26 protein-coding genes and 1 tRNA gene (1 of these 27 cut by a window edge) are annotated in these 22,694 nt (G+C 63.8%); 14 read left to right on the top strand and 13 right to left on the bottom strand.

The features are described from left to right. Nucleotides 1–49: 49 nt before the first annotated feature. Nucleotides 50–253: a zinc-finger domain-containing protein gene (locus tag FHW92_RS09810; RefSeq protein ID WP_168603085.1), complete on the bottom strand. Its 204-nt coding sequence runs from the start codon at nucleotides 251–253 to the stop codon at nucleotides 50–52. A 343-nt stretch (nucleotides 254–596) separates the two neighbouring features. Here FHW92_RS09810 and FHW92_RS09805 point away from each other — a divergent pair, with 343 nt between their 5' ends. Together FHW92_RS09805 and FHW92_RS09800 are read left to right on the top strand one after the other, a co-directional pair. Continuing rightward, complete coding sequence (locus FHW92_RS09805) at nucleotides 597–1,829, top strand: glycosyltransferase (RefSeq protein ID WP_246870046.1); 1,233 nt, start codon at nucleotides 597–599, stop codon at nucleotides 1,827–1,829. A 55-nt stretch (nucleotides 1,830–1,884) separates the two neighbouring features. Then, entirely contained in the window at nucleotides 1,885–2,829 is a 945-nt protein-coding gene (locus FHW92_RS09800) for an ABC transporter ATP-binding protein (protein ID WP_168603083.1), read from the top strand. Between the two features lie 37 nt (nucleotides 2,830–2,866). Here FHW92_RS09800 and FHW92_RS09795 read toward each other — a convergent pair whose 3' ends face one another. Beyond that, entirely contained in the window at nucleotides 2,867–3,091 is a 225-nt protein-coding gene (locus FHW92_RS09795; RefSeq protein WP_168603082.1) for a hypothetical protein, read from the bottom strand. A gap of 276 nt (nucleotides 3,092–3,367) precedes the next feature. Here FHW92_RS09795 and nadB point away from each other — a divergent pair, with 276 nt between their 5' ends. Next, nucleotides 3,368–4,942, top strand: a complete 1,575-nt coding sequence (nadB, locus tag FHW92_RS09790; protein ID WP_168603081.1) for an L-aspartate oxidase — start codon at nucleotides 3,368–3,370, stop codon at nucleotides 4,940–4,942. A 212-nt stretch (nucleotides 4,943–5,154) separates the two neighbouring features. Here the strand turns inward: nadB and FHW92_RS09785 are convergent. After that, a tRNA-Ser gene (locus tag FHW92_RS09785) sits at nucleotides 5,155–5,246 on the bottom strand. A 274-nt stretch (nucleotides 5,247–5,520) separates the two neighbouring features. Between FHW92_RS09785 and FHW92_RS09780 the strand changes: the two genes are divergently transcribed. Both FHW92_RS09780 and FHW92_RS09775 read left to right on the top strand, forming a co-directional pair. Then, on the top strand, nucleotides 5,521–6,267 hold the full coding sequence (locus tag FHW92_RS09780) for a DUF1134 domain-containing protein (protein ID WP_168603080.1): 747 nt from the start codon (nucleotides 5,521–5,523) through the stop codon (nucleotides 6,265–6,267). A 63-nt stretch (nucleotides 6,268–6,330) separates the two neighbouring features. Further along, nucleotides 6,331–7,509 (top strand): amino acid aminotransferase, encoded by a 1,179-nt coding sequence (locus tag FHW92_RS09775; RefSeq protein ID WP_168603079.1) that lies wholly within the window; start codon nucleotides 6,331–6,333, stop codon nucleotides 7,507–7,509. Nucleotides 7,510–7,765: 256 nt separating this feature from the next. On the opposite strand, the gene FHW92_RS09770 is transcribed toward FHW92_RS09775, so the two are convergent. Genes FHW92_RS09770 through FHW92_RS09745 form a run of 6 tightly spaced genes read right to left on the bottom strand, consistent with a single transcriptional unit; the run spans nucleotide 7,766 to nucleotide 11,670 of the window. Continuing rightward, complete coding sequence (locus tag FHW92_RS09770; protein ID WP_168603078.1) at nucleotides 7,766–8,383, bottom strand: riboflavin synthase; 618 nt, start codon at nucleotides 8,381–8,383, stop codon at nucleotides 7,766–7,768. Then, nucleotides 8,356–9,345, bottom strand: a complete 990-nt coding sequence (ribD, locus tag FHW92_RS09765; RefSeq protein WP_168603077.1) for a bifunctional diaminohydroxyphosphoribosylaminopyrimidine deaminase/5-amino-6-(5-phosphoribosylamino)uracil reductase RibD — start codon at nucleotides 9,343–9,345, stop codon at nucleotides 8,356–8,358. Before ribD ends, FHW92_RS09770 begins: the two co-directional genes overlap by 28 nt. Next, on the bottom strand, nucleotides 9,345–9,812 hold the full coding sequence (locus tag FHW92_RS09760; RefSeq protein ID WP_168603076.1) for a hypothetical protein: 468 nt from the start codon (nucleotides 9,810–9,812) through the stop codon (nucleotides 9,345–9,347). The genes ribD and FHW92_RS09760 overlap by 1 nt, the downstream gene beginning before the upstream one ends. Nucleotides 9,813–9,863: 51 nt before the next feature. Beyond that, a complete protein-coding gene (locus FHW92_RS09755) occupies nucleotides 9,864–10,595 on the bottom strand; it encodes a SprT family zinc-dependent metalloprotease (protein WP_168603075.1) in 732 nt (243 codons plus the stop codon). Beyond that, nucleotides 10,595–11,071 carry a YcgN family cysteine cluster protein gene (locus tag FHW92_RS09750; RefSeq protein WP_168603074.1) on the bottom strand — a complete coding sequence of 159 codons (477 nt, stop codon included), beginning with the start codon at nucleotides 11,069–11,071 and terminating at the stop codon, nucleotides 10,595–10,597. The genes FHW92_RS09755 and FHW92_RS09750 overlap by 1 nt, the downstream gene beginning before the upstream one ends. Continuing rightward, a complete protein-coding gene (locus tag FHW92_RS09745; RefSeq protein ID WP_246870045.1) occupies nucleotides 11,059–11,670 on the bottom strand; it encodes an SCO family protein in 612 nt (203 codons plus the stop codon). The genes FHW92_RS09750 and FHW92_RS09745 overlap by 13 nt, the downstream gene beginning before the upstream one ends. A gap of 84 nt (nucleotides 11,671–11,754) precedes the next feature. Here FHW92_RS09745 and FHW92_RS09740 point away from each other — a divergent pair, with 84 nt between their 5' ends. The 5 genes from FHW92_RS09740 (at nucleotide 11,755) to ssb (ending at nucleotide 15,918) form a co-directional block, all read left to right on the top strand. Further along, nucleotides 11,755–12,375 (top strand): ankyrin repeat domain-containing protein, encoded by a 621-nt coding sequence (locus FHW92_RS09740; RefSeq protein ID WP_292693855.1) that lies wholly within the window; start codon nucleotides 11,755–11,757, stop codon nucleotides 12,373–12,375. 11 nt (nucleotides 12,376–12,386) lie between these two features. Then, complete coding sequence (locus tag FHW92_RS09735; protein ID WP_246870044.1) at nucleotides 12,387–13,052, top strand: COQ9 family protein; 666 nt, start codon at nucleotides 12,387–12,389, stop codon at nucleotides 13,050–13,052. Between the two features lie 144 nt (nucleotides 13,053–13,196). After that, the gene (locus FHW92_RS09730; protein WP_168603549.1) at nucleotides 13,197–13,460 is read left to right on the top strand and encodes a FeoA family protein; all 264 of its coding nucleotides are present in this window, start codon (nucleotides 13,197–13,199) and stop codon (nucleotides 13,458–13,460) included. Continuing rightward, a complete protein-coding gene (locus FHW92_RS09725) occupies nucleotides 13,457–15,301 on the top strand; it encodes a ferrous iron transporter B (protein ID WP_168603072.1) in 1,845 nt (614 codons plus the stop codon). Before FHW92_RS09730 ends, FHW92_RS09725 begins: the two co-directional genes overlap by 4 nt. Before the next feature lie 14 nt (nucleotides 15,302–15,315). Continuing rightward, nucleotides 15,316–15,918 (top strand): single-stranded DNA-binding protein, encoded by a 603-nt coding sequence (ssb, locus tag FHW92_RS09720; protein ID WP_168603071.1) that lies wholly within the window; start codon nucleotides 15,316–15,318, stop codon nucleotides 15,916–15,918. Nucleotides 15,919–15,970: 52 nt separating this feature from the next. Here ssb and FHW92_RS09715 read toward each other — a convergent pair whose 3' ends face one another. After that, nucleotides 15,971–16,486, bottom strand: a complete 516-nt coding sequence (locus FHW92_RS09715; protein ID WP_168603070.1) for a DUF177 domain-containing protein — start codon at nucleotides 16,484–16,486, stop codon at nucleotides 15,971–15,973. Next, nucleotides 16,483–17,028 carry a ubiquinol-cytochrome C chaperone family protein gene (locus tag FHW92_RS09710; RefSeq protein ID WP_168603069.1) on the bottom strand — a complete coding sequence of 182 codons (546 nt, stop codon included), beginning with the start codon at nucleotides 17,026–17,028 and terminating at the stop codon, nucleotides 16,483–16,485. The genes FHW92_RS09715 and FHW92_RS09710 overlap by 4 nt, the downstream gene beginning before the upstream one ends. A 200-nt stretch (nucleotides 17,029–17,228) precedes the next feature. On the opposite strand from FHW92_RS09710, the gene bamE reads away from it, so the two are divergent. The 4 genes from bamE (at nucleotide 17,229) to FHW92_RS09690 (ending at nucleotide 19,949) form a co-directional block, all read left to right on the top strand. Then, complete coding sequence (gene bamE, locus FHW92_RS09705; RefSeq protein ID WP_168603068.1) at nucleotides 17,229–17,741, top strand: outer membrane protein assembly factor BamE; 513 nt, start codon at nucleotides 17,229–17,231, stop codon at nucleotides 17,739–17,741. Between the two features lie 66 nt (nucleotides 17,742–17,807). After that, the gene (hslV, locus tag FHW92_RS09700; protein WP_168603067.1) at nucleotides 17,808–18,383 is read left to right on the top strand and encodes an ATP-dependent protease subunit HslV; all 576 of its coding nucleotides are present in this window, start codon (nucleotides 17,808–17,810) and stop codon (nucleotides 18,381–18,383) included. A gap of 6 nt (nucleotides 18,384–18,389) precedes the next feature. Further along, entirely contained in the window at nucleotides 18,390–19,691 is a 1,302-nt protein-coding gene (gene hslU, locus FHW92_RS09695) for an ATP-dependent protease ATPase subunit HslU (RefSeq protein WP_168603066.1), read from the top strand. A gap of 51 nt (nucleotides 19,692–19,742) precedes the next feature. Next, complete coding sequence (locus FHW92_RS09690) at nucleotides 19,743–19,949, top strand: DUF1737 domain-containing protein (protein ID WP_168603065.1); 207 nt, start codon at nucleotides 19,743–19,745, stop codon at nucleotides 19,947–19,949. A 29-nt stretch (nucleotides 19,950–19,978) separates the two neighbouring features. Here FHW92_RS09690 and FHW92_RS09685 read toward each other — a convergent pair whose 3' ends face one another. Together FHW92_RS09685 and FHW92_RS09680 are read right to left on the bottom strand one after the other, a co-directional pair. After that, a complete protein-coding gene (locus FHW92_RS09685) occupies nucleotides 19,979–21,835 on the bottom strand; it encodes an ABC transporter ATP-binding protein/permease (protein WP_168603064.1) in 1,857 nt (618 codons plus the stop codon). A gap of 49 nt (nucleotides 21,836–21,884) precedes the next feature. Continuing rightward, a protein-coding gene (locus FHW92_RS09680; protein ID WP_168603063.1) for a retroviral-like aspartic protease family protein crosses the window boundary here: on the bottom strand, nucleotides 21,885–22,694 show its 3' portion. Its footprint extends 114 nt past the window's final position; the window shows 810 of its 924 coding nt (coding positions 115–924); the start codon falls outside the window, past its right edge — the gene reads right to left on this strand; the stop codon is at nucleotides 21,885–21,887.

Raw genomic sequence — 22,694 nt, 5'->3', positions numbered from 1 at the left:
CGATGCCGCCGCCGCGCAATGGCGCAGCAGCGGTTATCTGCCGGTTCGATCAATGGTGGGCGTGCGCCTGATCCAGCACAAAGCGCTTGTCGCAATAAGGGCAGTCCACGAAGCCACGCTCGTCGATTTCGAGATAGACGCGCGGATGACCCAGCGCCGAGGGCTTGAACGTGCCATCGGTGCGGATCGCTTCGGCGCCATCGCAGTGAACGCGGGTGGTGTGAACGGTGACGGTTTCGGGCTGGTCGCTCATGGGTAAAGGCCACTAGCAGGAGTTTCGCGCGATTTCCAGAGCCTGCGGGTGTGTTTGTTGATCGGGAAGGCACCTGCGCCATTTGTCCCTGCATTGGGCCGCAAGCGCCCTTGAGACAATTTGTTACTTGGCTTTGCGCGATTTATCTCCTTTGCCAAATGGCTGTAACCCCGTTAAAGGGTGGGCGCACGGGGCCGATTTTTGCGTGAATAAGCGTGCGAGGCCGATGCTGGGGGCATTTCTCGCCGCTGATTGGGTTGCCTTGATCTGTGTCTGTCCGACACGGAAGGCGGCAGCCGCAATAGGTTGAGGTCGAATAAGCATGCGTCATGCCCACCGAGAAATGTTGATTTGCGACCTTACCCAGTCTTATGCACCCGTCGGCGGCGGCGGGGTCAGCACCTATCTCCGGGAAAAGCGGCGTTATATTCTTGAACAGACCGGTCATCGGCTGCTCCAGATCGTGCCCGGCCCGGAGGATCGCGTGGTCGAACGCGGGCGGCATATCTGGGTCGAGGTCGGCGCCGAACAGGTGCGCGGCAGCCCCAATTACCGCTTCATCCTGCGCACCGGCGCGGTGCGCGAGGTGCTTGAACATTTCCGGCCCGATGTGATCGAATCGCTCTGCCCCTGGGTCCTGCCATGGACCGCGATCAATTATCGCCGCGCCCATCCCGAAACCGCGCTGGTGGCCGGTTATCACACCGATTTTCCCAATGTGCATATCCACCGCGTGGGCGAACAATTGTTTGGCCGCCGCATGGCCGATGGCCTGCGCGCGATCGGCGTGGCCTATGCGCAAAAGACCTATGGCGCATTTGACCGCCTCTATGCGCTTAACGATCCCGTGCGCGAACAATTGGCAGGGTGGGGCATCGGTCATGTCGATGTGCTCTCGCTGGGCGTGGATACCGATCAGTTCAGCCCGGCGCGGCGCGATCCCCATTTCCGCGAAAAGCTGGGCCTGGCGGGTGATGGGCCGTTGTTGATCTATGCCGGGCGCATCGACAATGAGAAGCGCGCGCATCGGCTGGTGGAAATGTTCCGCCGTCTGCCGTCTGAAATGGGCGCGGCGATGGTCATGCTGGGCGATGGCAAATTGCGCGACCGGCTGATTCGCGAGACGCGCGGGATGGCTGTGGCGCTGCCCGGCTTTGTCGATGACCGCGATGCGCTGGCGGTCGCGCTGGCCTCTTCGGACATTTATGTCTCTGCCATGGCGGACGAGACTTTCGGCATTTCGGTGATCGAGGCGCAGGCCAGCGGTCTGCCTGTGGTTGGCGTGGCCAGCGGGGCGATGCCCGCGCGCGTTCCCGCGGGGCTGGGGCGGTTGGGGCCGGTCGATGATGCCGCCGCGATGGCCGATCATGTTCAGGCGCTCTGGCGCGGAGACTATCGCGCGATGGGCGCGGCTGCGCGCAATCATGTGGTGCAGCGGTTCAGCTGGAACAAGACCTTTGCCCAATTGGTGAACGAGGTCTATCCGGCGGCGATGATGCGCGCGCTGGAGCGGCGCTCGGCGGTCTATCGCTGGGCTGAACATCGCCTGCCCGAACTGGTGCGCTCGGCGGGATAAGGGGGGCGGGTTAAGTCCTGTTGCGCGTCCCGCCTCTGGGGGTTAAGCAGCGCGCATGAGCCAGTCCGACGCCCCCGCCATCTCGATCCGCAACCTTGTCAAACGCTATGCGCCCGCCGGTAATGGCGAAGGCAAACTGGCGCTGAAAGGTGTGTCGCTCGATGTGCCACAAGGGCAGATCTTTGGTCTGCTCGGCCCCAATGGCGCGGGCAAATCGACCATGATCAACATTTTGGCGGGCATGGTGCGCAAGACCAGCGGCGATGTGTCGATCTGGGGTTTTGACATTGACCATGATCGCCGCAACGCATCGCGCGCCATCGGCATTGTACCGCAGGAAATCGTGTTCGACCCGTTCTTTACCCCTTACGAGGTGCTGGAGAACACTGCAGGCCTCTATGGCATCCCCAAGGCCGAGCGCATGTCCGAGCAATTGCTGGCCGATGTGCATCTGTCCGATAAGGCCAAAGCCTATGCCCGCACGCTTTCGGGCGGGATGAAGCGGCGCCTGCTGGTGGCCAAGGCGATGGTGCATCAACCCCCGGTACTGGTGTTGGACGAGCCGACAGCGGGCGTGGACGTGGAACTGCGCCGCCAGCTCTGGGAACTGGTCAAGCGGCTCAATGATGAAGGCGTTACAGTGGTGCTGACCACGCATTACTTGGAAGAGGCCGAGGAGTTGTGCGACCGCATCGCCATCATTAACCATGGCGAACTGATCGCCAACAAGCCGACCCGCGAACTGGTGGATATGGCGCGCGAAAAGATCGTGGTGCTCACGCTCGACCGTCCGGTCGCCGCGCTGCCCAGCCATCCCGCCTTTCTGAAATGCGCGGCTGTGGCGCCCGATGTTATCCAGATCACTTATGACAAGGACAAAACCAACGCGGGCGAGATCCTGGGCGCGGTGCAGGCGCAGGGCATGGCGATTGTCGATGTCACCACACGTGAGGCCGATCTGGAGGATGTTTTTGTCAGCCTGACCACGCAGGCGGCATAAGGCGGGGGCAGGGCGCCCCCTCCAATCAGGGGAACGGTTACAGGTCCGAAGACTTGATCTTTTCTATCTGGTCCCGAACCCAGCGACCCTTGTCCATCCGACGGATGGGCTTTTCGCAGAACCGGCAATGGCCGACAAAGTTGAGTCCATCCCATTTGACGCGACTTCGGCGCGGCGCATGACGATTGAACAGACATAAAGGCAAGTCGAGTTTCATTGTAACGACCCCATTCACGCGCAGGCCAGCGGCAGACGAATTCATGTGAATTCGCCTTCTGACCTCGTCAGGTAAAATTGTGTAATCTTCGATCCGACTATGTACATATACCGAAATCCGGCGGTCGAAAAGCAATTGGTTGACCCATTTTGCAAAATTTTTCTCTTTGCTCCTAAATATTTAACCATATCCGCCCGCATGGTGCGAAAATGACGGTTTCGTTGCGTTGCCTGCTTTTCAAATCGGCCTATTGGGCGCAAAGCGAGCCCGCGAATCGCCTGCCGTCTGCGTGTCGAGCAGCGGCCCAGATTGGAATGGCTTATGAATGCTGATGTGATCGTGATCGGTTCGGGCGCCGCCGGTTTGACCGCCGCCCTCTCTCTTGCTCAGCGGTTGAAAGTGCTGGTGCTGGCCAAGGGCACGCTGACGGGGGGATCGACCGCATGGGCGCAGGGCGGGATCGCCGCAGTGCTGGACGCGGGCGATACGTTTGAGGATCACATCCGCGACACGATGGTGGCGGGCGCGGGCCTGAACCGGCTGGATACGGTCGAATATGTGGTCGAACGCGCGCCGCTGGCGATCGGACGACTGGCCGATCTGGGCGTGCCCTTCAACACCGAGGGCGATCATCTCCACCTCCACCGCGAAGGCGGCCATTCGCATCGCCGCATCGCCCATGTGGCCGACGCCACGGGCTGGGCGGTGCAGGAGGCCTTGATCCGCGCCGCAGAGGCTCATCCCAATATCACGCTGCTGCCGGGGCAGAGCTGTATCGACCTGATCACCGGGCGGCACGAGATGCGCTATTCCGGCTCGGGCCGGGTGTGGGGTGTCTATGCGCTGGACGAAAAGACCGGCAAGGTCGAGGCCCATATCGGCCGCGCGACCATTCTGGCCACAGGCGGGGCAGGGCGCGTCTATCAGTTCTCCACCGCGCCACGCGGGGCCACGGGCGACGGCATCGCCATGGCATGGCGCGCGGGCGCGCGCGTTTCAAACATGGAGATGATGCAGTTCCACCCCACCTGTCTCTATAATCTCGAGGTCAAGAACTTCCTCATCACCGAGGCGGTGCGCGGCGAGGGCGGGCGGCTGATCAATCCCCGCACCGGCAAGCGCTTCATGCCCGATTATGATGAGCGGCTCGAACTGGCCCCGCGCGATGTCGTGGCCCGCGCCATCGACAGCGAGATCAAGAAATACGGCCTCGATTTCGTCCATCTGGACATCAGCCACAAGCCCGCCGATTTTGTGCGCGAGCATTTCCCCAATATCCATGACAAGCTGATCTCGCTGGGCATCGATATGACGAAGGAGCCGATCCCCGTCGTTCCGGCCCAGCATTACACCTGCGGCGGGGTGGTCACCGATCTGGATGGCCGCACCGATCTGCCGGGCCTCTATGCGGCGGGCGAATGCGCAGAAAGCGGTTTGCATGGCGCGAACCGTCTGGCGTCCAATTCGCTGCTGGAATGCCTGGTGTTCGGCGATGCGGCGGCGTCCGATATTCTGGCGCGCTGGGACGAATTCGATACGCCCCCGTCGATTCGCCCGTGGGATGAAAGCCGGGTTTCGGATTCCGACGAGGAAGTCATCATCAAGCAGAATTGGACCGAGATCCGCCGCTTCATGTGGAACTATGTGGGCATCGTGCGCAGCACCAAGCGGTTGGAACGCGCGGCCCATCGCATCAAGCTGCTGTTTGACGAGGTGGACGATTATTACGGCCACTTCCGCGTGACAACCGACCTGATCGAATTGCGCAACCTGCTGCAGAGCGCGGATCTGATCGTACGCTCGGCGCTGAAGCGGCATGAGAGCCGCGGACTGCACTATACGCTGGATTATCCTCAGACGGTCGAGCCGCCGCTTGATACGGTGCTGGTGCCGTAAAGCGAAACAGGCCGGGGAAGCCCGGCCTGTCGCATCCCCATATTCAGCGTCCCGATAATGAACGGGCATGATCCGTTGGGCGCTGTGAGCGATTACGCTTTCCACGCGCCTTTGCCGGACAAGGCCAAGCCCTGCGCAGGATCGAAAATCGGATTGTCAGAGAAGCGGCGCCACCCAAGCCGGATTTCCGGCGCCCGATGATCGGGCCATGGTGGCGGAGACGCCGGGATTCGAACCCGGGGTGCCCCCTTAAGGGCACGACGGTTTAGCAAACCGCTGGTTTCAGCCACTCACCCACGTCTCCGGATCGCAGCGGCGAAGGCGGCCTATAGCGGGGGTATTTCGAACCGGCAAGGGGGTAGAATGATTTCTTTTTATTCGCTGGGGAAACGCCGCCTGCGCCTGCCCATTGCCGCTGGCGCAAAAACGCTTCAGCCTGCAGCAAGGCAAACCCGGCCACGTTTTGCCGCATATCCGACTCGGCCCGCCGCCTGCCGGCTTGCGCAGCGGCGGACCGGATTGTCCACAAGGCCGGCGGGCGACAGATTTGGGCCTGCCGCGATGAGAGGAATGAAGTGATGATGCCGAACCGTATGGCTGCCCATGGCGCAAGGATGGGCGCAGTGGTGGCGCTGAGCATGATGATTCTGGCGCCGGTGGCCCATGCGCAGAGCAATCCGCCGATCGATTCCGATCTGGTCCGCCCCGGCGCTCCGGCGACCTCGGCGCCCGCTTCTTCTCCGCCTGCGCCTGCCTATGCGCCGCCCGCCACCGGCGCGCCCTATGCCCCGGCGGCCCAGCCCACGCCCATGTCCGCCACATCCGTGCCCCCGGCCGATGGCACGACCTATCATCAGGACGATCTGATCGGAGCGGCAGAAGGTGTGTTCGGCAAGGGGGCCAAGGGGCTGGCTCAGCTCATTCAGGATATTCTGAAAAAGCAGGGCGAACCCAATGCCTATATCATCGGGCGAGAGGCGGGCGGGGCCTTTGCCCTTGGCCTGCGCTATGGGTCAGGCACGCTCTATCACCGCGTCGAAGGTCAGCGTCCGGCCTATTGGGCGGGGCCCTCGATCGGGTTTGATGCCGGGGCCAATGCGGCCGACACTTTCATGCTGGTCTATAACCTGCACAACACCGAGGACCTCTATCACCGCTTTGGCGCGGGCGAGGGGCAGGCCTATATGGTGGGCGGTTTCAACGTTTCCTATGTGCGGCGCGGGGATATCGTGCTGATTCCGGTGCGCATGGGGGTCGGGCTGCGGCTGGGCATCAATGGCGGCTATATGAAGTTCTCGAAAAAGCAGAATTGGAACCCGCTCTAAGCGCCGAATCGTGGCGATACGCCCTTGCCCCCACCGGCGCGTGGGGGTAAAGGCGCGGCCACTATGCTCAACAACCTCAAGCAACAGCCCGCCGACGCGCTTCTGGCGCTGATCAAGCTCCACAATGCGGACCCCCGCGAGGACAAGATTGACCTCGGCGTGGGTGTCTATCGCACCGATACGGGGGCCACGCCCGTGTTCGAATCGGTGAAGGCGGCTGAAAAGCTGCTGCTCGATACGCAGGATTCCAAAGCCTACCTTGGGCCCGAAGGCGATATGGGCTTTGTCCATGCGCTGATGCCCTATGTGTTTGGCGCCGCAAACCCCACCATGGACGGCCGCATTGATGGTATGCAGGCTCCGGGCGGCACGGGCGCGGTGCGTCTGGCCGTGGCTCTGGCCAAGAAGGCGGGCGTTACCCGCATCCTGATGGGCACGCCCAGCTGGCCCAACCATGCCCAGATCGCCGCTGACGTCGGCGTGGAAATCAAGGGTTTCAACCACGCCACCAAGGCTGGCGTTGCCGATATGGATGCTCTGCGCGAAGCGATTGCCGGGGCGCAGGCCACCGACGCCATCATGCTGCACGGCTGCTGTCACAACCCGACCGGCATTGATTACACCAACGCCGAATGGGACGAAATCGCGGGCCTGATCAAGGCCAAGGGCATCCTGCCGATCCTCGACCTTGCCTATCAGGGCCTGGGTCAGGGTATGGAAGAAGACGCCTATGGCATCCGCCGCGTTCTGGCCGAAGTGCCCGAAGCGCTGATCGCCTATAGCTGCGACAAGAACTTCGGTTACTACCGCGACCGCGTGGGCGCGCTCTATGTGCTGGCGCAGAATGCCGATGCGGTGAACATCGTGCTGTCGAACGGCGCCACGCTGGCCCGCGCCGCATGGTCGATGCCGCCCGATCACGGCGGCGCAGTGGTTCGCCTGATCCTGTCGGATGCGGGCCTGACCGCTTCGTGGCTCAACGAACTCGACGTCATGCGCGCGCGCATGAATGAAGTGCGCGCCAAGCTGGGCAGCGCAGGCGTTCAGGGCTCGGTCGATTTCGCGCCTTTCGGCACGCAGAACGGCCTCTTCTCGATCGTTCCGCTGACCGGCGATCAGGTTCTGGCCATGCGCGAAAAGCATGGCGTCTATATGGCCGGTTCGGGCCGTATCAACGTGGCGGGTCTGACGATGGGCAACATCGACAAGTTCATCGCGGCGGTAGCTGACGTTACGGCTTGATTTGGGATTTCGGAGGTTTGATGCCTCCGGCGGGCAAAGGGACTTGGTCCCTTTGCAATCCCGTTACTGGAAGGGCGCTTCGTTGGAAAACGGGGCGCCCTTTTGGTTTGTAAAAAGCCTACGGCGCGGGGAGTGGCGCCGCAGGCTTTAACATTCCAACGCCGCGTCCGACACAAAACGTCGAACCTTTTGCGCAACAAAGACAGTAACGGGAGCGCGAGGGACGAGTCCCTCGCATCTATCTTCCCTTACAACCTCACCCCTTCAACGCCTGCATCCGCTTCAGATACCGTGCCAGCACGTCAATCTCCAGATTGACCGAAGCGCCCTCGGCCCACTGCCCGGCGGTGGTGACCTTGGCGGTATGGGGGATGATGTTGAGCGCAAAGTGGCAGGTGCCATCGGCCTGATCGGCGATGTCATTGACCGTCAGCGAGATGCCATCGACGGTGATCGAGCCTTTTTCCGCGATATAGGGTGCAAGGTCTGCGGGTGCGGCAATGATCACGCGGATCGAATCGCCAACGGTGCTGATGCTGACCACCGATCCCACGCCATCGACATGGCCGGTCACGATATGCCCGCCCAGTTCATCGCCCAGCTTGAGCGCCGGTTCGAGATTGAGCGTCGTGCCTTGTACCCAGCGGCCCGCGACGGTGCGGCTGGTGGTTTCGCCCGAAATATCGACGGCGAACCACGAATCGCCCGCGACTCCCCCCTTGTCCACCACGGTCAGGCAGACGCCCGAGCAGGCGATGGAGGCGCCGATGGCGATGCCTTCGGGGTCAAAGGGGGCGGCGATGCGGGCGTGGACGTGATCCTGCCCGGTGGCCTCTACGATAGTGCCTAAAGCGGTGACAATGCCGGTAAACATGGGTTTGCCTCATAGATTTCCAGCGTGTCCTTGCCAAGCTGGCGTTGATCGGTCTTGTGCCAGCGGTCATGCGCCTGCGCCAGAGCGGAAAGGCCATAATCGCCCACGCCCTGCCTGCCGCCGCCGATCAGGATGGGCGCGCGATAGAGCAGCAGGCGATCCACCAGCCCGGCGCGCAGGAAGGCCGATGCCGCCCCCGCGCCGCCCTCGACAAAGAGGTAGAGATCATCGCGCAGCCCATGGATGGCTGCTGGCGAGGGGATCGCCTGCCAGCCATCCGGCGCCGCGCCATGCGTCAGCACCAGCCTGCGCGGGCTTTGCGCCTCCAGCCCCGGCAGGCGCACGTCGAGGCGGGGATTGTCCGCCCGCAATGTTCCGCCACCCACCAGAATCGCGTCCGATTGCGCGCGCATGGCATGGGTATGAGCACGCGCCTCGGGCCCAGTGATCCACTGGCTCTCGCCATCGGCCCGCGCGATGCAGCCGTCGAGCGACATGGCCAGTTTGAGCGTCACATGCGGCCGCCCCAATGTCCGCTGGGCCAGATAACCGGCCAGCGAGGCGCGCGAGGCGGGACAATCGACCTGTTCGACGGCGATGCCCGCGCTGCGGATCCGCGCGATGCCTGCGCCCGCCGTGCGTGGATCGGGGTCGCCGCAGCCGATCACCACCCGCGCCAGCCCCGATGCCGCCACCAGATCGGCGCAGGCTGGGCCGCGCGCCGAAACATGGGCGCAGGGTTCGAGGCTGACATACATCGTGGCCCCGCGCGCATCGACGCCGCTCAGCGCCACCGCTTCGGCATGGGGCCGCCCGCCGCCTTGCGTCCAGCCGCGCGACACGACCACGCCATCGCGCACAATAATCGCGCCCACGCCCGGATTGGGCCGTGACAAAGGCCGCGCCCGCGCGGAAAGCCTTGCGGCGGCGGCCAGCCAGCGCAGATCGGCGCTATCGACCATTATTTGGCGGCGGCGGCCTGCACGGCCTTGGCGTGTTCGGCCTCGGCCGCGGCGGCCTTGGCCTCTGCGGCGCGCTGGGCTGCGGCATCACGCTCGATCTTGTCGACGTCCATGCCCGAAATCCGGCCCAGCGTGCGGTAGAGCTTTTTCGTCTCTTCCTCGGCCTCGGCCTGTTCGCGCAGGCGCTGTTCCTTGATCTTCTGGAAGGCCAGGTTGCTGGCCTTGATTTCATCGTCGCTGCGGTCGGCGCGCCAGCTGTTGATATAGGTGATCGAAGGCAGGCGCGGCGGTGCCCGATGCTCTTCGCGGATGATGAGCGAGAGAACCGATCCGCTGGCCACCAGCGCGGCCAGCACAAAGCGCCACCGGTTACGCCCCGACGAGCGCCACACCGAGACGAAATCGGACACGGCGCCCGTGGGGGACACATCGGCCCACATCGAATTCTTGCGTTTGAAAACCATCACGCCACGCAAATAGGGATGAATCGCGCCTTACGCCAGCACTATGCGCCCGGATCAGCCAAGCGGCGTATAGAGCGAGCGCCCATGGCGTTTGAGCCAGCGGTTGGTTTCCTCGATACTGCCTTCAAACAATTGGGCAAGCAGGGCGTGGAAGGCGGGCGAATGGTTGAAATGGACCAGATGCGTGACCTCATGGGCAACCACCGCGCGGCGCACCGAATCGGGGGCCATCATCAGACGCCAGTTGAGCCGCACGCTGCCCCGGGCCGAACAGCTGCCCCACCGCGCCTGCGCGCCCGAGAGCGCCAGCGGGGGCACGGGCACCCCGGCGCGAGCGCAATAAAAGGCCAGATCCTGAACAAAATGTTCGCGCGCCTGCGCCTGCATCCAGCGGGTGAGACGGGGTGCGAGCGAATCGAGTGCGCCGCCCATGTGGATCACGCCCCCTTCGCACACCACGCGGCGGGCGGAACCGGGGCTGTGGGCGATGCGATGCGGCACCCCGGCAAACAGGATCACCCCGCCCGGCGCCAGCTCCACCTTGGGGCTATGGCGCGCCAGTTGCGCGGCCAGCCAGTCGGCCCGCAGATTGGCGAAATCCAGCGCATCCTGGGTCCGGCCCCATTTGGGCATGGCGATCCGCACCTCGCTGCCATCGGGGGCAAGGCGCATGGTCATGCGGCGCGATTGCGGCAGGCGGCGGATGGCGATCGGCACACGCACACCATTAAGGGTAATCGAGGGACTCTCCTCCTCCCGCTGACTGCGACGCAGCCAGTCGAGCATCAATCCTCGTCCTCTTCGAGGATCTCCATCGGCACCATGCCCTCGGGCCAGATGATGTGATGGTGCAGCGGCCCGGCCACTGTTTCGCTGATCGCACGACCCGCGACGCTGGCCTTGGCGTCATGGACGCTCTGCCGGTCGCCGGTCAGCAGGTAATGCCATTCGGGCAGCGGCCGATCCTCGGCCCGGCGGCGATAGGCGCAGGTTTCGGGCAGCCAGCCCAATTGCCGCACGCTTTTGGGCGTCAGGCGGATGCAATCGGGCACATGGGCGCGACGGTTCTTGTAATCGCTGCATTGGCCCGTGCGCAGGTCGAGCAGTTTGCAGGCCACATTGGTCATGAAGATCTCGCCGCTGTCCTCATCCTCGACCTTGTGCAGACAGCACTGGCCGCAGCCATCGCACAGCGCTTCCCATTCCGCCTTGCTCAGGCGGTGGAGCTGGAGTTCCCAGAAGCGGTCCCTCATTTCACCCATGTTGCAAGATCCTCCGCCACGGCCTGCGGGCCTTTGTCGACAGGCAGCATCGAGATGGGCTGGCCATCCGGCCCCATCAGATAGGCGATGCGGCTGTGATCCATCAGATAGCCGCCCGAGGTTTCCTTGCCGCGTGCATAATAGGCGGCAAAGGCCTTGGCCGCCTGATCCACCTGCGCGGGCGTTCCGGTCAGCCCGATCAGGCGCGGCGAGAAGGCGGCGGCAAATTCGCCCACCACCTTGGGCGTATCGCGCGCCGGGTCGATGGAGATGAAGATCGGGCGGATGCGGTCGGCCTCTTTGGGGTGGGCCTTGGCAAAGGCGTCCAGCCCGCGCATCGCCACCGCCACATCGGTGGGGCAGGCATCGGGGCAGAACGTGTAGCCGAAATAGACGATCCGGTAGAAGCCCTTGAAATCGGACCATTGGACAGTCTTGCCGTCCTTGTCCACCAGCGTGAAGGGACCGCCGATGGCGGCCCCCGCCAGCGGCGGATCGGCAGGAGAGGGCGCGGATTTGCAACCCGACAGCAACAGCGCGCCGGCAAGCAGCGCGATCAGGGGTGGACGAAAGGGCTTGATCATGGCGCGGCTGTTCATGCTCTGCTAAAGGCCCTTGCGCAAGGTGCGATGATGCGCCCATGAGGGTTTAAGGGCGGCGCGTTCGGCTATGGAGGAAGTGAAGTGATCTCTGGCACATATCTGCGCAAACTGCGCGTGGCGCTGTTTGCCGCGTTGGCCGTGGGCGTTGCCATGCCGGGCCCGGCGCAGGCCCAGTTTTCGAAAAGCTATAAATTCCTCGAAAGCGTGAAGAAGAAGGAAGGGCAGGAGGTCACCGACGCTCTGGCCGAACCGGGCACGACGATCATCAACACGCGCGATGTTTCCACCGGCGAAACCGCGCTGCATATCGTTACCGCCAGGCGTGATACAACATGGATCAGCTTTCTGCTGGGCAAGGGGGCCGATCCCAACATCCGCGATGCCAAGGGCCAGACCCCGCTGGTGGTGGCGGCCAATCTCGGCTTTGTCGAAGGGATGGAATTGCTGATCACGGGCGGGGCGCGGGTGGATGAACCCAATTCGACCGGCGAAACCCCGCTGATTTCGGCGGTGCATCGCCGCGATATCGCGATGATGCGCGTGTTGCTCAAGGCCGGGGCCAGCCCCGACCGCGCCGACAGTTCGGGCCGCAGCGCGCGCGACTATGCCAAGCTGGAACGCAACGACAATCTGATCGAAGAGATCAACACCAACGCCAAGAAGACTGACAACAAGGCCCGCACCTATGGGCCTTCGTTCTGACGCAGGAGCGCATGATGATGCAGGCCGATAATCTCTCGCTCGACGAATTGCGCGTGTTGCTGGCGCCCGCCGTGGCGCGGGCGGCGGTGTTCGACGGCTGGGGCGAGGAGGCGGTGCGCGCCGCGGCGATGGAAAAGGGCGTGTCGGAGGATGTCGCGCTTTACGCCTTTAATGAGGGCGCGATGGCGATGATCTCGGCATGGGTCGCCTCGATCGATCTGGCGATGGCCGAGGCGCTGCCTGCGGCAGAGCTGGCCAAATTGCCGATTCGCGAGCGGATTTCGCGGCTGGTGCGCTTTCGCCTCTCGGCGCTGGACGGAGCGGAGGAATCCTTGCGCCGCGCTCAGGCGATCATGGCGCGGCCGCGTAATCTGGCCGCCTCGGTCCGGCTGGGCTGGCAGAGCGCGGATGCGATGTGGCGTCTGGCGGGCGATACGGCGGTTGATTTCAATCATTACACCAAGCGCGTCACGCTGGCAGGCATCTATGCGGCGACATTGGCGGTTTTCGCCAATGATGAGAGCGAGGGCAAGGCTGAGACACTGGCCTTCCTCGACCGCCGCATCGAGGGGGTGATGCGCTTTGAGAAGATCAAGGGCCAATTGCTGCGCCGCGACGCGATGCATTTCAGTCCGGTTCGGCTGCTCGGCCGCTTGCGTTATCCGGCGAGTCTTTGATGGTGGCGTGACACATCCGTGTCACGCCCGGCACCGGCCCGTTCCCCCGGCGCATCATAAATCTTATCCAGTTATTGCGAGTGAGTTGCAATTTGCTCTGAACTCTGGCAGCGCAGAAGCATGAACGCGATGCCAGATTCCGTGATGACGCTCGACATGTTGCCCGTGGGGAAAAATGCCCGGATTGTGGCTGTCGATTGGGCCGCCCTTGTCGAGGAAGAGGCGCTGCGCCTGCGGGCGCTGGGCGTGGATGTCGGATCGAAATTGTCGGTGTCGCATCGCGGCGTGTTTGGCGGGGCCGATCCGCTGGCGCTGCGGGTGGGCCGCATGACGGTGGCGCTGCGCCGGGCTCATGCCCGCGCGATGCAGGTCACGCTGCTGGAAAATGGGCTGGAGAGCGGGCAATGAGCCGCTGGCACAAGGCCGCGCTGGTCGGCAATCCCAATGCGGGCAAGAGCGCCCTGTTCAACGCGCTGACCGGCGCGCGGCAGAAAATCGCCAATTATCCCGGCGTGACCGTGGAAAGGCGCGGGGGTCGGATGATATTGCCCAATGGCGCGCCGATTGAATTGACCGATCTGCCCGGTTCCTATGGGCTTCAGGCCACCAGCCCGGATGAGGAAGTCACCCGCAAGGTGATCCTAGGCGAACTGGCGGGCGAACCGGCCCCTGATGTCCTGGTGATCGTGCTGGACGCCAGCAATCTGGAGCAGCATCTGGTGTTCGCGCAGGAAGTGATCGCGCTGGGCAAGCCCACGGTGGTCGCGCTCAACATGATCGATCTGGCCGAGCGTGATGGGCTGGTTCTTGATCCCAAGGCTCTGTCGAACGCGCTGGGCGTGCCGGTGATCCCGACTGTGGCGGTGCGGCGGCGCGGGCTGACCGAACTGGGCGAGGCGATTACGCAGGCCGAGGGCCATGCGGGTGATGCGCCCCATCCGCGCGCGCGCCTCGATCTGGCCGAACGCCGGATGGAGGCGCATGCCATTGCCGATGGCGTGATCATTTCGGAAAGCGCCAAGCACCGCCTGCATTCGCGGATGGATGATGTTTTGCTGCATCCGTGGATCGGGCCGGTGTTTCTGCTGGGCCTGCTGTTCGTGGTGTTTCAGGCGGTGTTTGCCTGGGCCGCGCCCTTGCAGGACGGGCTGGAAGGCTTTGTCGGTCTGATTTCCGACGCAGTGAAGGGGGCGATGGCGCCCGGCCTGCTGCGTGATTTTCTGACCGATGGCGTGATGGCGGGCGTGGGCGCGGTGGTCGTGTTCCTGCCCCAGATCATCATCCTGTTCTTCTTCATCCTCGTGCTTGAGGCCACCGGCTATATGGCCCGCGCGGCCTTTTTGATGGACCGGATGATGGCGGGCGTGGGTCTGTCGGGGCGCAGCTTCATTCCGCTGCTTTCCTCCTTTGCTTGCGCCGTGCCCGGCATCATGGCCACGCGGTCGATCACCGATCCCAAGGACCGGTTGACCACGATCCTGATCGCGCCGTTGATGACCTGTTCGGCGCGCCTGCCGGTCTATGCGGTGATTATTGCGGCCTTTATCCCCAACCGCCCGGTGGGCGTGGTGGGGCTGCAAGGGCTGGTGCTGTTCGGGCTTTATGTGTTCGGCATTGTGGGCGCGATGGTGGTGGCGCTGATCCTGCGCCGGTCCGTCACCAAGGGCGCGGCCAGCGGCTTCATCATGGAGATGCCCAAATACCAGCTTCCCCGCCTGCGCGATCTGGGGCTGGGCCTGTTTCAGCGCGGCTGGATCTTCCTGCGCCGCGCGGGCACGATCATCCTTCAGGTGAATATCGTCCTGTGGCTGCTGCTCAACTTTCCGCAGGCGCCAAAGGGGCAGGATCAGGTCGATGCCTCGTTCGCCGGACATATCGCCAATGGGCTGGCCGTGGCCTTGAAGCCCATCGGGTTTAACCGCGATATTGCGTTGGCGCTGATCCCCTCGATGATGGCGCGCGAAGTGGCGGTGTCCTCGCTGGCTACCACCTATGCGGTCGCGGCGGGCGATGATGACACCACCGCACATCAGCTCTCGGCGCAGCTGCAGAAGCATTGGAGCCTGCCGACCGCGCTGGCCTTTCTGGCATGGTTCGTCTTCGCGCCGCAGTGTATTTCCACCATCGCCGTGACGAGGCGTGAAACAAATGGGTGGAAATGGCCCGGCTTCATGCTGGCCTATCTCTTCGCGCTTGCCTATGTCTTTGCGGGCATCACCTATTGGAGCGCAGTCGCGCTGGGGTTCTAGGCTAAGAGGGTTTCATGGCAGGCAGCGTCAACAAGGTCATTCTGATCGGCAATCTGGGCGCCGATCCAGAGGTCAAGTCGTTCCAGAACGGCGGGCGCATCGCCAATCTGCGCATCGCCACCAGCGAAAGCTGGAAGGACCGCACCACCGGAGAGCGCAAGGAGCGCACCGAGTGGCATCAGGTGGTCCTCAATTCCGATGGTCTGGTCGGCGTGGCCGAGCGTTTCCTGCGTAAGGGCAGCAAGGTCTATATCGAAGGCCAGTTGCGCACCCGCAAGTGGCAGGATCAGAGCGGCAATGACCGCTATACCACCGAGATCAGCGTGGGCGTGGGCGGGGCTCTGACCATGCTGGACGGCCCGCAGGGCGGCGGCCAAGGTGGCGGCATGGGCGGCGGCGGCCGTTCGGGCGGTGATTGGGGCGGCGGCTCGTCGGGCGGCGGTTCCCATGGCGGCGGTCGCTCGGGCGGCGGTTCGTCGGGTGGTCAGTCTTCGGGCGGCAGCGACTGGGGCCGCACGTCGGGCGGTTCCGGGGGCGGTTCGGGCGGCGGCTTTGGCGGCGGCTCGTCCTCGGGCGGCGGCTATGGCGAGGATCTGGACGACGACATCCCGTTCTGATCGGGGCCGTTCAGGTTGCACCAAAAGCGAAGGGGGCCAGATGGCCCCCTTTTTATTTCTTCTTCAAAGCCTCGAGCGCTGCAAAGGGGCTGGTGTTCTCCTGTCCCAGAATGCCTGCCGCGCGCACCTTGGCCGCCTCGGGCCCCTCGGCAAAGGGATCGATGGAGAGCGCCAGCGATTGCGCCACCGCCTCGCCCAGATCGAAACGTTCGCCGCTGTAGGGGATATCATCGCAATCCTCCTCGCTCAGCTCGATTTCCTCATCCGGCCCACCCTCGACGCCGGTTTCAGGCACAAAGCGCAGGTCCAGCTTCTCGCGGATCTTTTGCGGCAGATCCTCGGCCGAGATCGCGCAGGACTGCACCAGATCCGAGGACAGCGTGCCCTTGGCACGGATAACCGCGCCATCGCGGGTGATCGTGACTGTCGCGGTCAAATGGCCGATCGAGACGAGGTTGAACCGCTTGGCCAGCGCCTTGCATTCCTCGGGCGTGGCGGTCAGTTCGACCGGCTTGGGTTCAATATGGCGGATATCGATAATCCGGGAAAATTCGGGTGTGTCGCTCATAGGGCGATCCTTCCTTCCAAAAGCGCGGCATCATCAAGCGCGGTCAGATGATCGGCCAGTTCGCGCGCGCCCTGCGCCAGCGCGGCCAGATCGGCGCCGGGCGCCAGCGTCAGATTGCGTTCGAGCGCTGCGGCCAGATCGGCATCGCCCGCCAGCGCCGTGCGATAGGCGCCAAGACGCCCGCCCAGCACGCTCATCAGCCGCCCGATATGCTTGCCCACGACCAGATCGCCCACGCCCGATTCGCGCAATTGCCCGTCCATATCGGTCACAAACAATTCGGTCAGCCGCACACTGGGCAGACGCAATTCCTCAATGCCCTCCATGCGCAGCAGCGCAAGGCTGAGTACCAGCGTGATCGCATCGAATCGCCCCGCCAGCGTGTCGGCAATGCCGGGTCGTCCGCCCGGCGCGTACCATTCGCGCGAACGGGCCGCCGCGACCAGCGCGTGCCAGAGCGGACGCACCGCGGCGTAATCGTCGCTTTTGCCGCCAAACAGGCGCGAAAACAGCGAGGGCTTTTGTTGTGCAGCACTGGTCATGGCGCTTGGCCGCCGCTCCTTTTATCGTTCAGCCATTATTCAATCGCCCGACCCCAAGCGCGCATAGCAACGAGAGTTGCGCAGGCCGCCAAGGAGCCGTAAGGCGTTTTTCGGTAAGCATGGACTTGAGGCTTTGGCAATGCGGATTGGCGGAATATTCCCGCCGCGCGGCGCCCGGTTATAGATGGAGCAGTAGCGGGATGCGGGCAGTTTCGGGCAAGCTGGCAAAGATCGGCGTTTTGGCGCCTCTGGCGCTGGCGGCGATGGGCCTTGGCGGCTGCACCACGGTGCGCGACCATCGCGGGTTCTTTGTCGATACGGCGCTGGTCGATTCGGTGCTGCCGGGCGTGGACAACAAGGCTTCGGTCGAGCGCACGCTGGGCCGCCCGACGCTGGCCAGCCAGTTCGGCGATCAGGACTGGTATTATATCGCCACCGACACCAAGCAACTGGCCTTCCGCCGTCCGCAGCCGACCGCGCAGACGATCCTGCGCGTGCGTTTCGATGCCAAAGGCAATGTGCTGGGCGTTGACCGCGCGGGTATGGAAAAGGTGGCCCGGTTCAACCCGGACAAGGATTTGACCCCGACGCTGGGCCGCAAGCGGACCTTCCTTGAAGATCTGTTCGGCAATATCGGTACCGTGGGCGCGGCGGGTATGGGCGGCGGCGCGGGCGGCCCCGGTGGCGGACGCCCCGGCCCCAACGGCAGCTGATCTTTGGACCGTTGATCTTTCGGGTGCGGTCTGGACAAATTCCGGCCCGCTCCCATATGCCTATCCATGGATAGCAGCAAAGCTGGCCACGGGCTGATCCAGTGGCATGGCACAACCATCGTCGGCGTGAAGAAGGGCGGCAAGACCGTCATCGCGGGCGATGGTCAGGTGTCGATGGGCAATACGGTGATGAAGCCCAATGCGCGCAAGGTGCGCCGTATTGGCGAAGGCGGAAAAGTCATCGCCGGTTTCGCGGGCGCCACCGCCGATGCCTTTACCCTGTTTGAACGGTTGGAGCGCAAGCTGGAAACCCACCGCGGGCAATTGCTGCGCGCGGCGGTGGAATTGGCCAAGGATTGGCGCACCGACAAATATCTGCGCAACCTTGAAGCTCTGATGATCGTGGCCGATGCCGAAACCTTGCTGGTGCTGACCGGCAATGGCGATGTGCTGGAGCCTGAAGCGACTGAGAGCGGGACGATTACAGCCATCGGTTCGGGCGGCAATTATGCGCTGGCGGCGGCGCGGGCGGTGTCCGATTATGAAGAGGATGCCGAAAAGATCGCCCGCCGGGCCATGGCTGTCGCCGCCGAGATCTGCGTTTTCACCAATGACCGCGTGACGGTCGAGACGATTGGCTGATTCCCCATGAATGACAATCTGACCCCCAAGGCGATCGTGCGCGCGCTGGATGAACATATCATCGGCCAGCAGGACGCCAAGCGCGCGGTGGCTGTGGCCCTGCGCAACCGCTGGCGGCGCCAGCACCTCTCGGCCGATCTGCGCGATGAGGTGAGCCCCAAGAACATCCTGATGATCGGGCCGACGGGTTGCGGCAAGACCGAGATCAGCCGCCGTCTGGCCAAGTTGGCCGATGCGCCCTTTGTGAAGGTGGAAGCCACCAAATTTACCGAGGTCGGCTATGTGGGCCGCGATGTCGAACAGATCGGGCGCGATCTGGCCGAGGAAGCAATCCGGCTGGAAAAGGCGCGCCGCCGCGAGGCCGTGCGCGAGGCGGCAAGCAAGGCTGCGATGGACCGTCTGCTCAAGGCGCTGGTCGGCGATGGCGCCAGCGAGGCGACCCGCGAGAGTTTCCGCCAGCGGTTGAACGAAGGCGCGATGGATGATGTCGAGGTCGAGGTGGAGGTCGAGGATTCGCCCTCCGCGCCGATGGAGATCCCCGGCATGGGCGGGGGCATCGGCATGATCAACCTGTCCGACATGCTGGGCAAGGCGATGGGCGGCAAGCCTTTGAAGCGCCGCAAGATGCGCGTGGCCGATGCCTGGGACCGGCTGGTGGATGAAGAATCCGAAAAGCGGATGGATCAGGACGATGTGGCCCGTGTCGCTCTGGCCAATGCCGAGGCCAATGGCATCGTGTTTATCGATGAGATCGACAAGATCGCCGTGTCGGACGTGCGCGGCGGTTCGGTCAGCCGCGAGGGCGTGCAGCGCGACCTGCTGCCGCTGATCGAGGGCACGACGATTGCCACCAAATATGGCCCGATGAAGACCGACCACGTCCTCTTCATCGCCAGCGGCGCGTTCCACGTGGCCAAGCCCAGCGATATGCTGCCCGAATTGCAGGGGCGTTTGCCGATCCGGGTGGAATTGAAGGCGCTGTCCGAAGAGGATTTCGTGCGCATTCTGGCCGAGACGCGCGCCAATCTGGTCGAGCAATATCGCGCCCTGTTGGGCACCGAGGATGTGACCGTCGAATTCACCCCCGGGGCCGTGCGCGCCATTGCCCGCACCGCTGCGCAGGTGAACGAGAATGTCGAGAATATCGGCGCCCGCCGGTTGCAGACGGTGATGGAGCGGCTTTTGGAGGAATTGTCCTTTGAGGCCGAGGACAAGCGCGGCGAGACAATCACCATCGACGAGGCCTATGTCGAGGCACGGCTGGACAATCTGTCGCACGACACCGATCTGTCGAAGTTCATTCTCTGATGATGTGGGGCGGCGCTTGCGTCGCCCCATCTTTTGCAGGATCACCGGCCCATGACCGAGAAAACCTATCAGACCCCCGATGATCGTCCGATCTACCGCCTGTTGACCGGCAAGGACGACCGCGCCTTTTGCGAGCGCGTCTCCGAAGCGCTGACGCAGGGGTGGGGGCTCTATGGCTCGCCCACGATGACCTATGATGCGGAAAACGCCTGTGTGAAGGTGGGGCAGGCGGTGGTCTGGCACGAGCTGAAGATCTGAAAAAAGGGCCGGTTGATCCGGCCCTTTTCTTATTCGGCGGCGTTGGCGACCGCTTCGCTCGTCTCATTGGCCTGAGTCTCATTAGCTTGTCGGGCCCACATTTCGGCATAGAGCCCGTCCATCCGCAGCAATTGCGCATGGTTGCCCTGTTCGACCAGCCGCCCGTCCTGAAGCACCAGGATGGAGTCGGAATCGACGATGGTGGACAGGCGGTGGGCGATCGACAGGCTGGTGCGGTTTTCCGACAGCGCATGGAGCGTGGCCAGAATGTCCTGCTCGGTCCTTGTATCGAGCGCGCTGGTGGCTTCATCGAGCAACAGGATCGGCGGGTTCTTGACCAGCGTGCGCGCAATTGCCACGCGCTGCTTCTCGCCGCCCGAGAGTTTCAGCCCGCGCTCGCCCACCTCGGTATCGAAACGGGCGGGCAGGCGCTCGATCAGGCCGGAGAGGGCGGCGGCCTGTGCGGCGGCCTCGATCTGGGCGGGGGTGGCCTCGCCGGTCGGGTGGCCATAGCCGATGTTATAGCCGATCGTGTCGTTGAACAGCACCGAATCCTGCGGGACGATGCCCAGGGCTGCGCGCAGCGAGGTTTGCGAGACCTCGGCAATATCCTGACCATCGATCAGGATGCGGCCCGACCACGGATCGTAGAAGCGGAACAGCAGGCGCCCGATCGTGCTTTTGCCCGCGCCCGACGGGCCGACCAGCGCGACATGATAGCCGGCGGGGACCTCAAACGACAGACCCTTCAGGATCGTGCGGTCGCGATCATAGCCGAACACGACATCCTCAAACACCACCGAGGGCCGCCGGACCACCAGCGCGGGCGCGCCGGGCTTGTCCTTCACCTCCTGTTCGGTGTCGAGCAGGCGGAACATGTCGGCCATGTCGATCAGCCCCTGCCGGATGGTGCGATAGACCATGCCCAGCATGTCGAGCGGGCGGAACAATTGCGTGAGATAGGTCTGGACGAAAACGAGCTGGCCCGAGGTATATTCCCCCTTGCTCCAGCCCCAGACCGTATAGGCCGTGGCCCCCGCCATCAGCAGATTGACCACCAGCCCCTGCGCGATGTTGAGCATGCCAAGGCTGTTCTCGCTGCGCGTGGCGGCGTCGGCATAGGCGCGGGTGGCGGCCGAATAGCGGGCCTCCTCGCGCTTTTCGGCGGCGAAATATTTGACCGTCTCGTAATTGAGCAGCGAATCGACCGCGCGCGACAGGGCCTGCCCGTCCAGCTTGTTCATCTTTTCGCGCAGATGCGTGCGCCATTCGGTGATCTTGCGGGTGACATAGATATAGGCCGCGATGCTGAAGGCGGTGGCTGCCACCAGACCCCAGCCAAAGTTGATCTGAAAAATCACCGCGACAATGACGAGCTGCAGCAGCGTGGGCGCAATGTTGAACAGCATGAAATAGAGCATCGTGTCGATGCTCTTGGTGCCGCGCTCGATGGTCTTGGTGACTTCGCCGGTGCGGCGGGCAAGGTGAAAGCGCAGCGAGAGCTGATGCAGCCGCCCGAACACGTTTTCGGCCAGAATGCGGGTTGCTTCCTGCCCCACGCGCTCGAACACGATGTTGCGCAGATTGTCGAAGGCCACGCCCGCAAAGCGCCCTGCCGCATAGGCGATGACAAAGAGCATGGCCCCCATCATCACCCGCGGCCCGGTAACACTCATCGCGTCGATCGCCCATTTCAGGAAATAGGGCAGCGCCATCTGTGTGGCCGTCGAGGCCAGAATGAAGACGACCGCCGCCACGATCCGCATCCGCAGATCGGGCCGTTCATGGGGCCACAGATAGGGCAGGAACCGTCGCAAGGTCTGCCAGCCATCATGGCGCGGCGTCTTGGCGGAAGGGGCGGGCGAGGCGGAATGGTCAGGAGGCATCGCCCGCCTATGTAGGGGGGAAGCGGCCAAACGCCAATGGCCGCTTTGTTCAGGAATTGGGTATCGAGGCGGCGGGCATGTCGAACATCACCCGCTTGGCCACGAAATCAATCGCGATCCGGTCGAACAGGCGCAAGGTGGGCATGCCCAGCAGCAGCGCCGGGCGCCGGTCCAGCCCCATCAGCGCAAACGAGGGCGAGTCCGTATAGGCGATCGGCATACCGGTGACCTTGAACCCATCGATCGAGAATTGCCGCGCGGTGCCATATTCGGCCTGGATGCTTTGCCCGGTCACGCTTTGCAGTTCGGTGCGCCCCTGCACCCGTGAGCCGAGTGCCTTTTGCAGGGCGCGGTTGCCCACGCTGACATCGGAACCGGTGTCGATCACCACGTCGACTTTCACACCGTCGATGACCGCATTGGTCATGATCAGTTCGCCATTGTGACGCTTGGCCTCGACGACGATTTCGAAACCATCGGCGGCCGGGTCCCTGCTCACCCGGTCGATCAGCGTCACCTCATTGCGGCGAAAGTCGATCATCACGCGCTGGCCCTGCAATCCGTCGAGGCCGATGATTCCGTCGGCGCCCACGTCATTGGCCAGCAGGATCGGCAATTGCTTGCCCGCCCAGCTGCGGCGGCCCAGTTTGAGCCGGTCGACATTGACCACACTGACCACGCGTGAGCCGGCAACGCCGGTCACCTGGGCCTGCTCCGTGCCGGTCACGCCCAGTCGCGCGGCGACCATGTCCGAAAGGACGGTGCGTTGCGCCCCGGTGTCGACCATGAAGCGGAATGGCCCGTGCTCGCGCACGGTGACCGGCACGGTCATGCGGTCGTAATCGTCGGATTTGGCGGC

Origin of the sequence: Novosphingobium sp. SG707 (assembly GCF_012275515.1) — a bacterium.
Lineage (GTDB): Bacteria > Pseudomonadota > Alphaproteobacteria > Sphingomonadales > Sphingomonadaceae > Novosphingobium.
The sequence above is the reverse complement of the archived record's forward strand: the minus strand, read 5'-3'. Positions and strand labels throughout refer to the sequence as shown.

Excerpts from the sequence above, each read along its gene's own strand:
- FHW92_RS09810 (WP_168603085.1), bottom strand. The coding sequence starts at position 253 with ATGAGCGACCAGCCCGAAACCGTCACCGTTCACACCACCCGCGTTCAC.
- FHW92_RS09805 (WP_246870046.1), top strand. The coding sequence starts at position 597 with ATGTTGATTTGCGACCTTACCCAGTCTTATGCACCCGTCGGCGGCGGC.
- FHW92_RS09800 (WP_168603083.1), top strand. The coding sequence starts at position 1,885 with ATGAGCCAGTCCGACGCCCCCGCCATCTCGATCCGCAACCTTGTCAAA.
- FHW92_RS09795 (WP_168603082.1), bottom strand. The coding sequence starts at position 3,091 with ATGAATTCGTCTGCCGCTGGCCTGCGCGTGAATGGGGTCGTTACAATG.
- nadB (WP_168603081.1), top strand. The coding sequence starts at position 3,368 with ATGAATGCTGATGTGATCGTGATCGGTTCGGGCGCCGCCGGTTTGACC.
- FHW92_RS09780 (WP_168603080.1), top strand. The coding sequence starts at position 5,521 with ATGATGCCGAACCGTATGGCTGCCCATGGCGCAAGGATGGGCGCAGTG.
- FHW92_RS09775 (WP_168603079.1), top strand. The coding sequence starts at position 6,331 with ATGCTCAACAACCTCAAGCAACAGCCCGCCGACGCGCTTCTGGCGCTG.
- FHW92_RS09770 (WP_168603078.1), bottom strand. The coding sequence starts at position 8,383 with ATGTTTACCGGCATTGTCACCGCTTTAGGCACTATCGTAGAGGCCACC.
- ribD (WP_168603077.1), bottom strand. The coding sequence starts at position 9,345 with ATGGTCGATAGCGCCGATCTGCGCTGGCTGGCCGCCGCCGCAAGGCTT.
- FHW92_RS09755 (WP_168603075.1), bottom strand. The coding sequence starts at position 10,595 with ATGCTCGACTGGCTGCGTCGCAGTCAGCGGGAGGAGGAGAGTCCCTCG.
- FHW92_RS09750 (WP_168603074.1), bottom strand. The coding sequence starts at position 11,071 with ATGGGTGAAATGAGGGACCGCTTCTGGGAACTCCAGCTCCACCGCCTG.
- FHW92_RS09745 (WP_246870045.1), bottom strand. The coding sequence starts at position 11,670 with ATGAACAGCCGCGCCATGATCAAGCCCTTTCGTCCACCCCTGATCGCG.
- FHW92_RS09735 (WP_246870044.1), top strand. The coding sequence starts at position 12,387 with ATGATGATGCAGGCCGATAATCTCTCGCTCGACGAATTGCGCGTGTTG.
- FHW92_RS09730 (WP_168603549.1), top strand. The coding sequence starts at position 13,197 with ATGACGCTCGACATGTTGCCCGTGGGGAAAAATGCCCGGATTGTGGCT.
- FHW92_RS09725 (WP_168603072.1), top strand. The coding sequence starts at position 13,457 with ATGAGCCGCTGGCACAAGGCCGCGCTGGTCGGCAATCCCAATGCGGGC.
- ssb (WP_168603071.1), top strand. The coding sequence starts at position 15,316 with ATGGCAGGCAGCGTCAACAAGGTCATTCTGATCGGCAATCTGGGCGCC.
- FHW92_RS09715 (WP_168603070.1), bottom strand. The coding sequence starts at position 16,486 with ATGAGCGACACACCCGAATTTTCCCGGATTATCGATATCCGCCATATT.
- FHW92_RS09710 (WP_168603069.1), bottom strand. The coding sequence starts at position 17,028 with ATGACCAGTGCTGCACAACAAAAGCCCTCGCTGTTTTCGCGCCTGTTT.
- bamE (WP_168603068.1), top strand. The coding sequence starts at position 17,229 with ATGCGGGCAGTTTCGGGCAAGCTGGCAAAGATCGGCGTTTTGGCGCCT.
- hslV (WP_168603067.1), top strand. The coding sequence starts at position 17,808 with ATGGATAGCAGCAAAGCTGGCCACGGGCTGATCCAGTGGCATGGCACA.
- hslU (WP_168603066.1), top strand. The coding sequence starts at position 18,390 with ATGAATGACAATCTGACCCCCAAGGCGATCGTGCGCGCGCTGGATGAA.
- FHW92_RS09690 (WP_168603065.1), top strand. The coding sequence starts at position 19,743 with ATGACCGAGAAAACCTATCAGACCCCCGATGATCGTCCGATCTACCGC.
- FHW92_RS09685 (WP_168603064.1), bottom strand. The coding sequence starts at position 21,835 with ATGCCTCCTGACCATTCCGCCTCGCCCGCCCCTTCCGCCAAGACGCCG.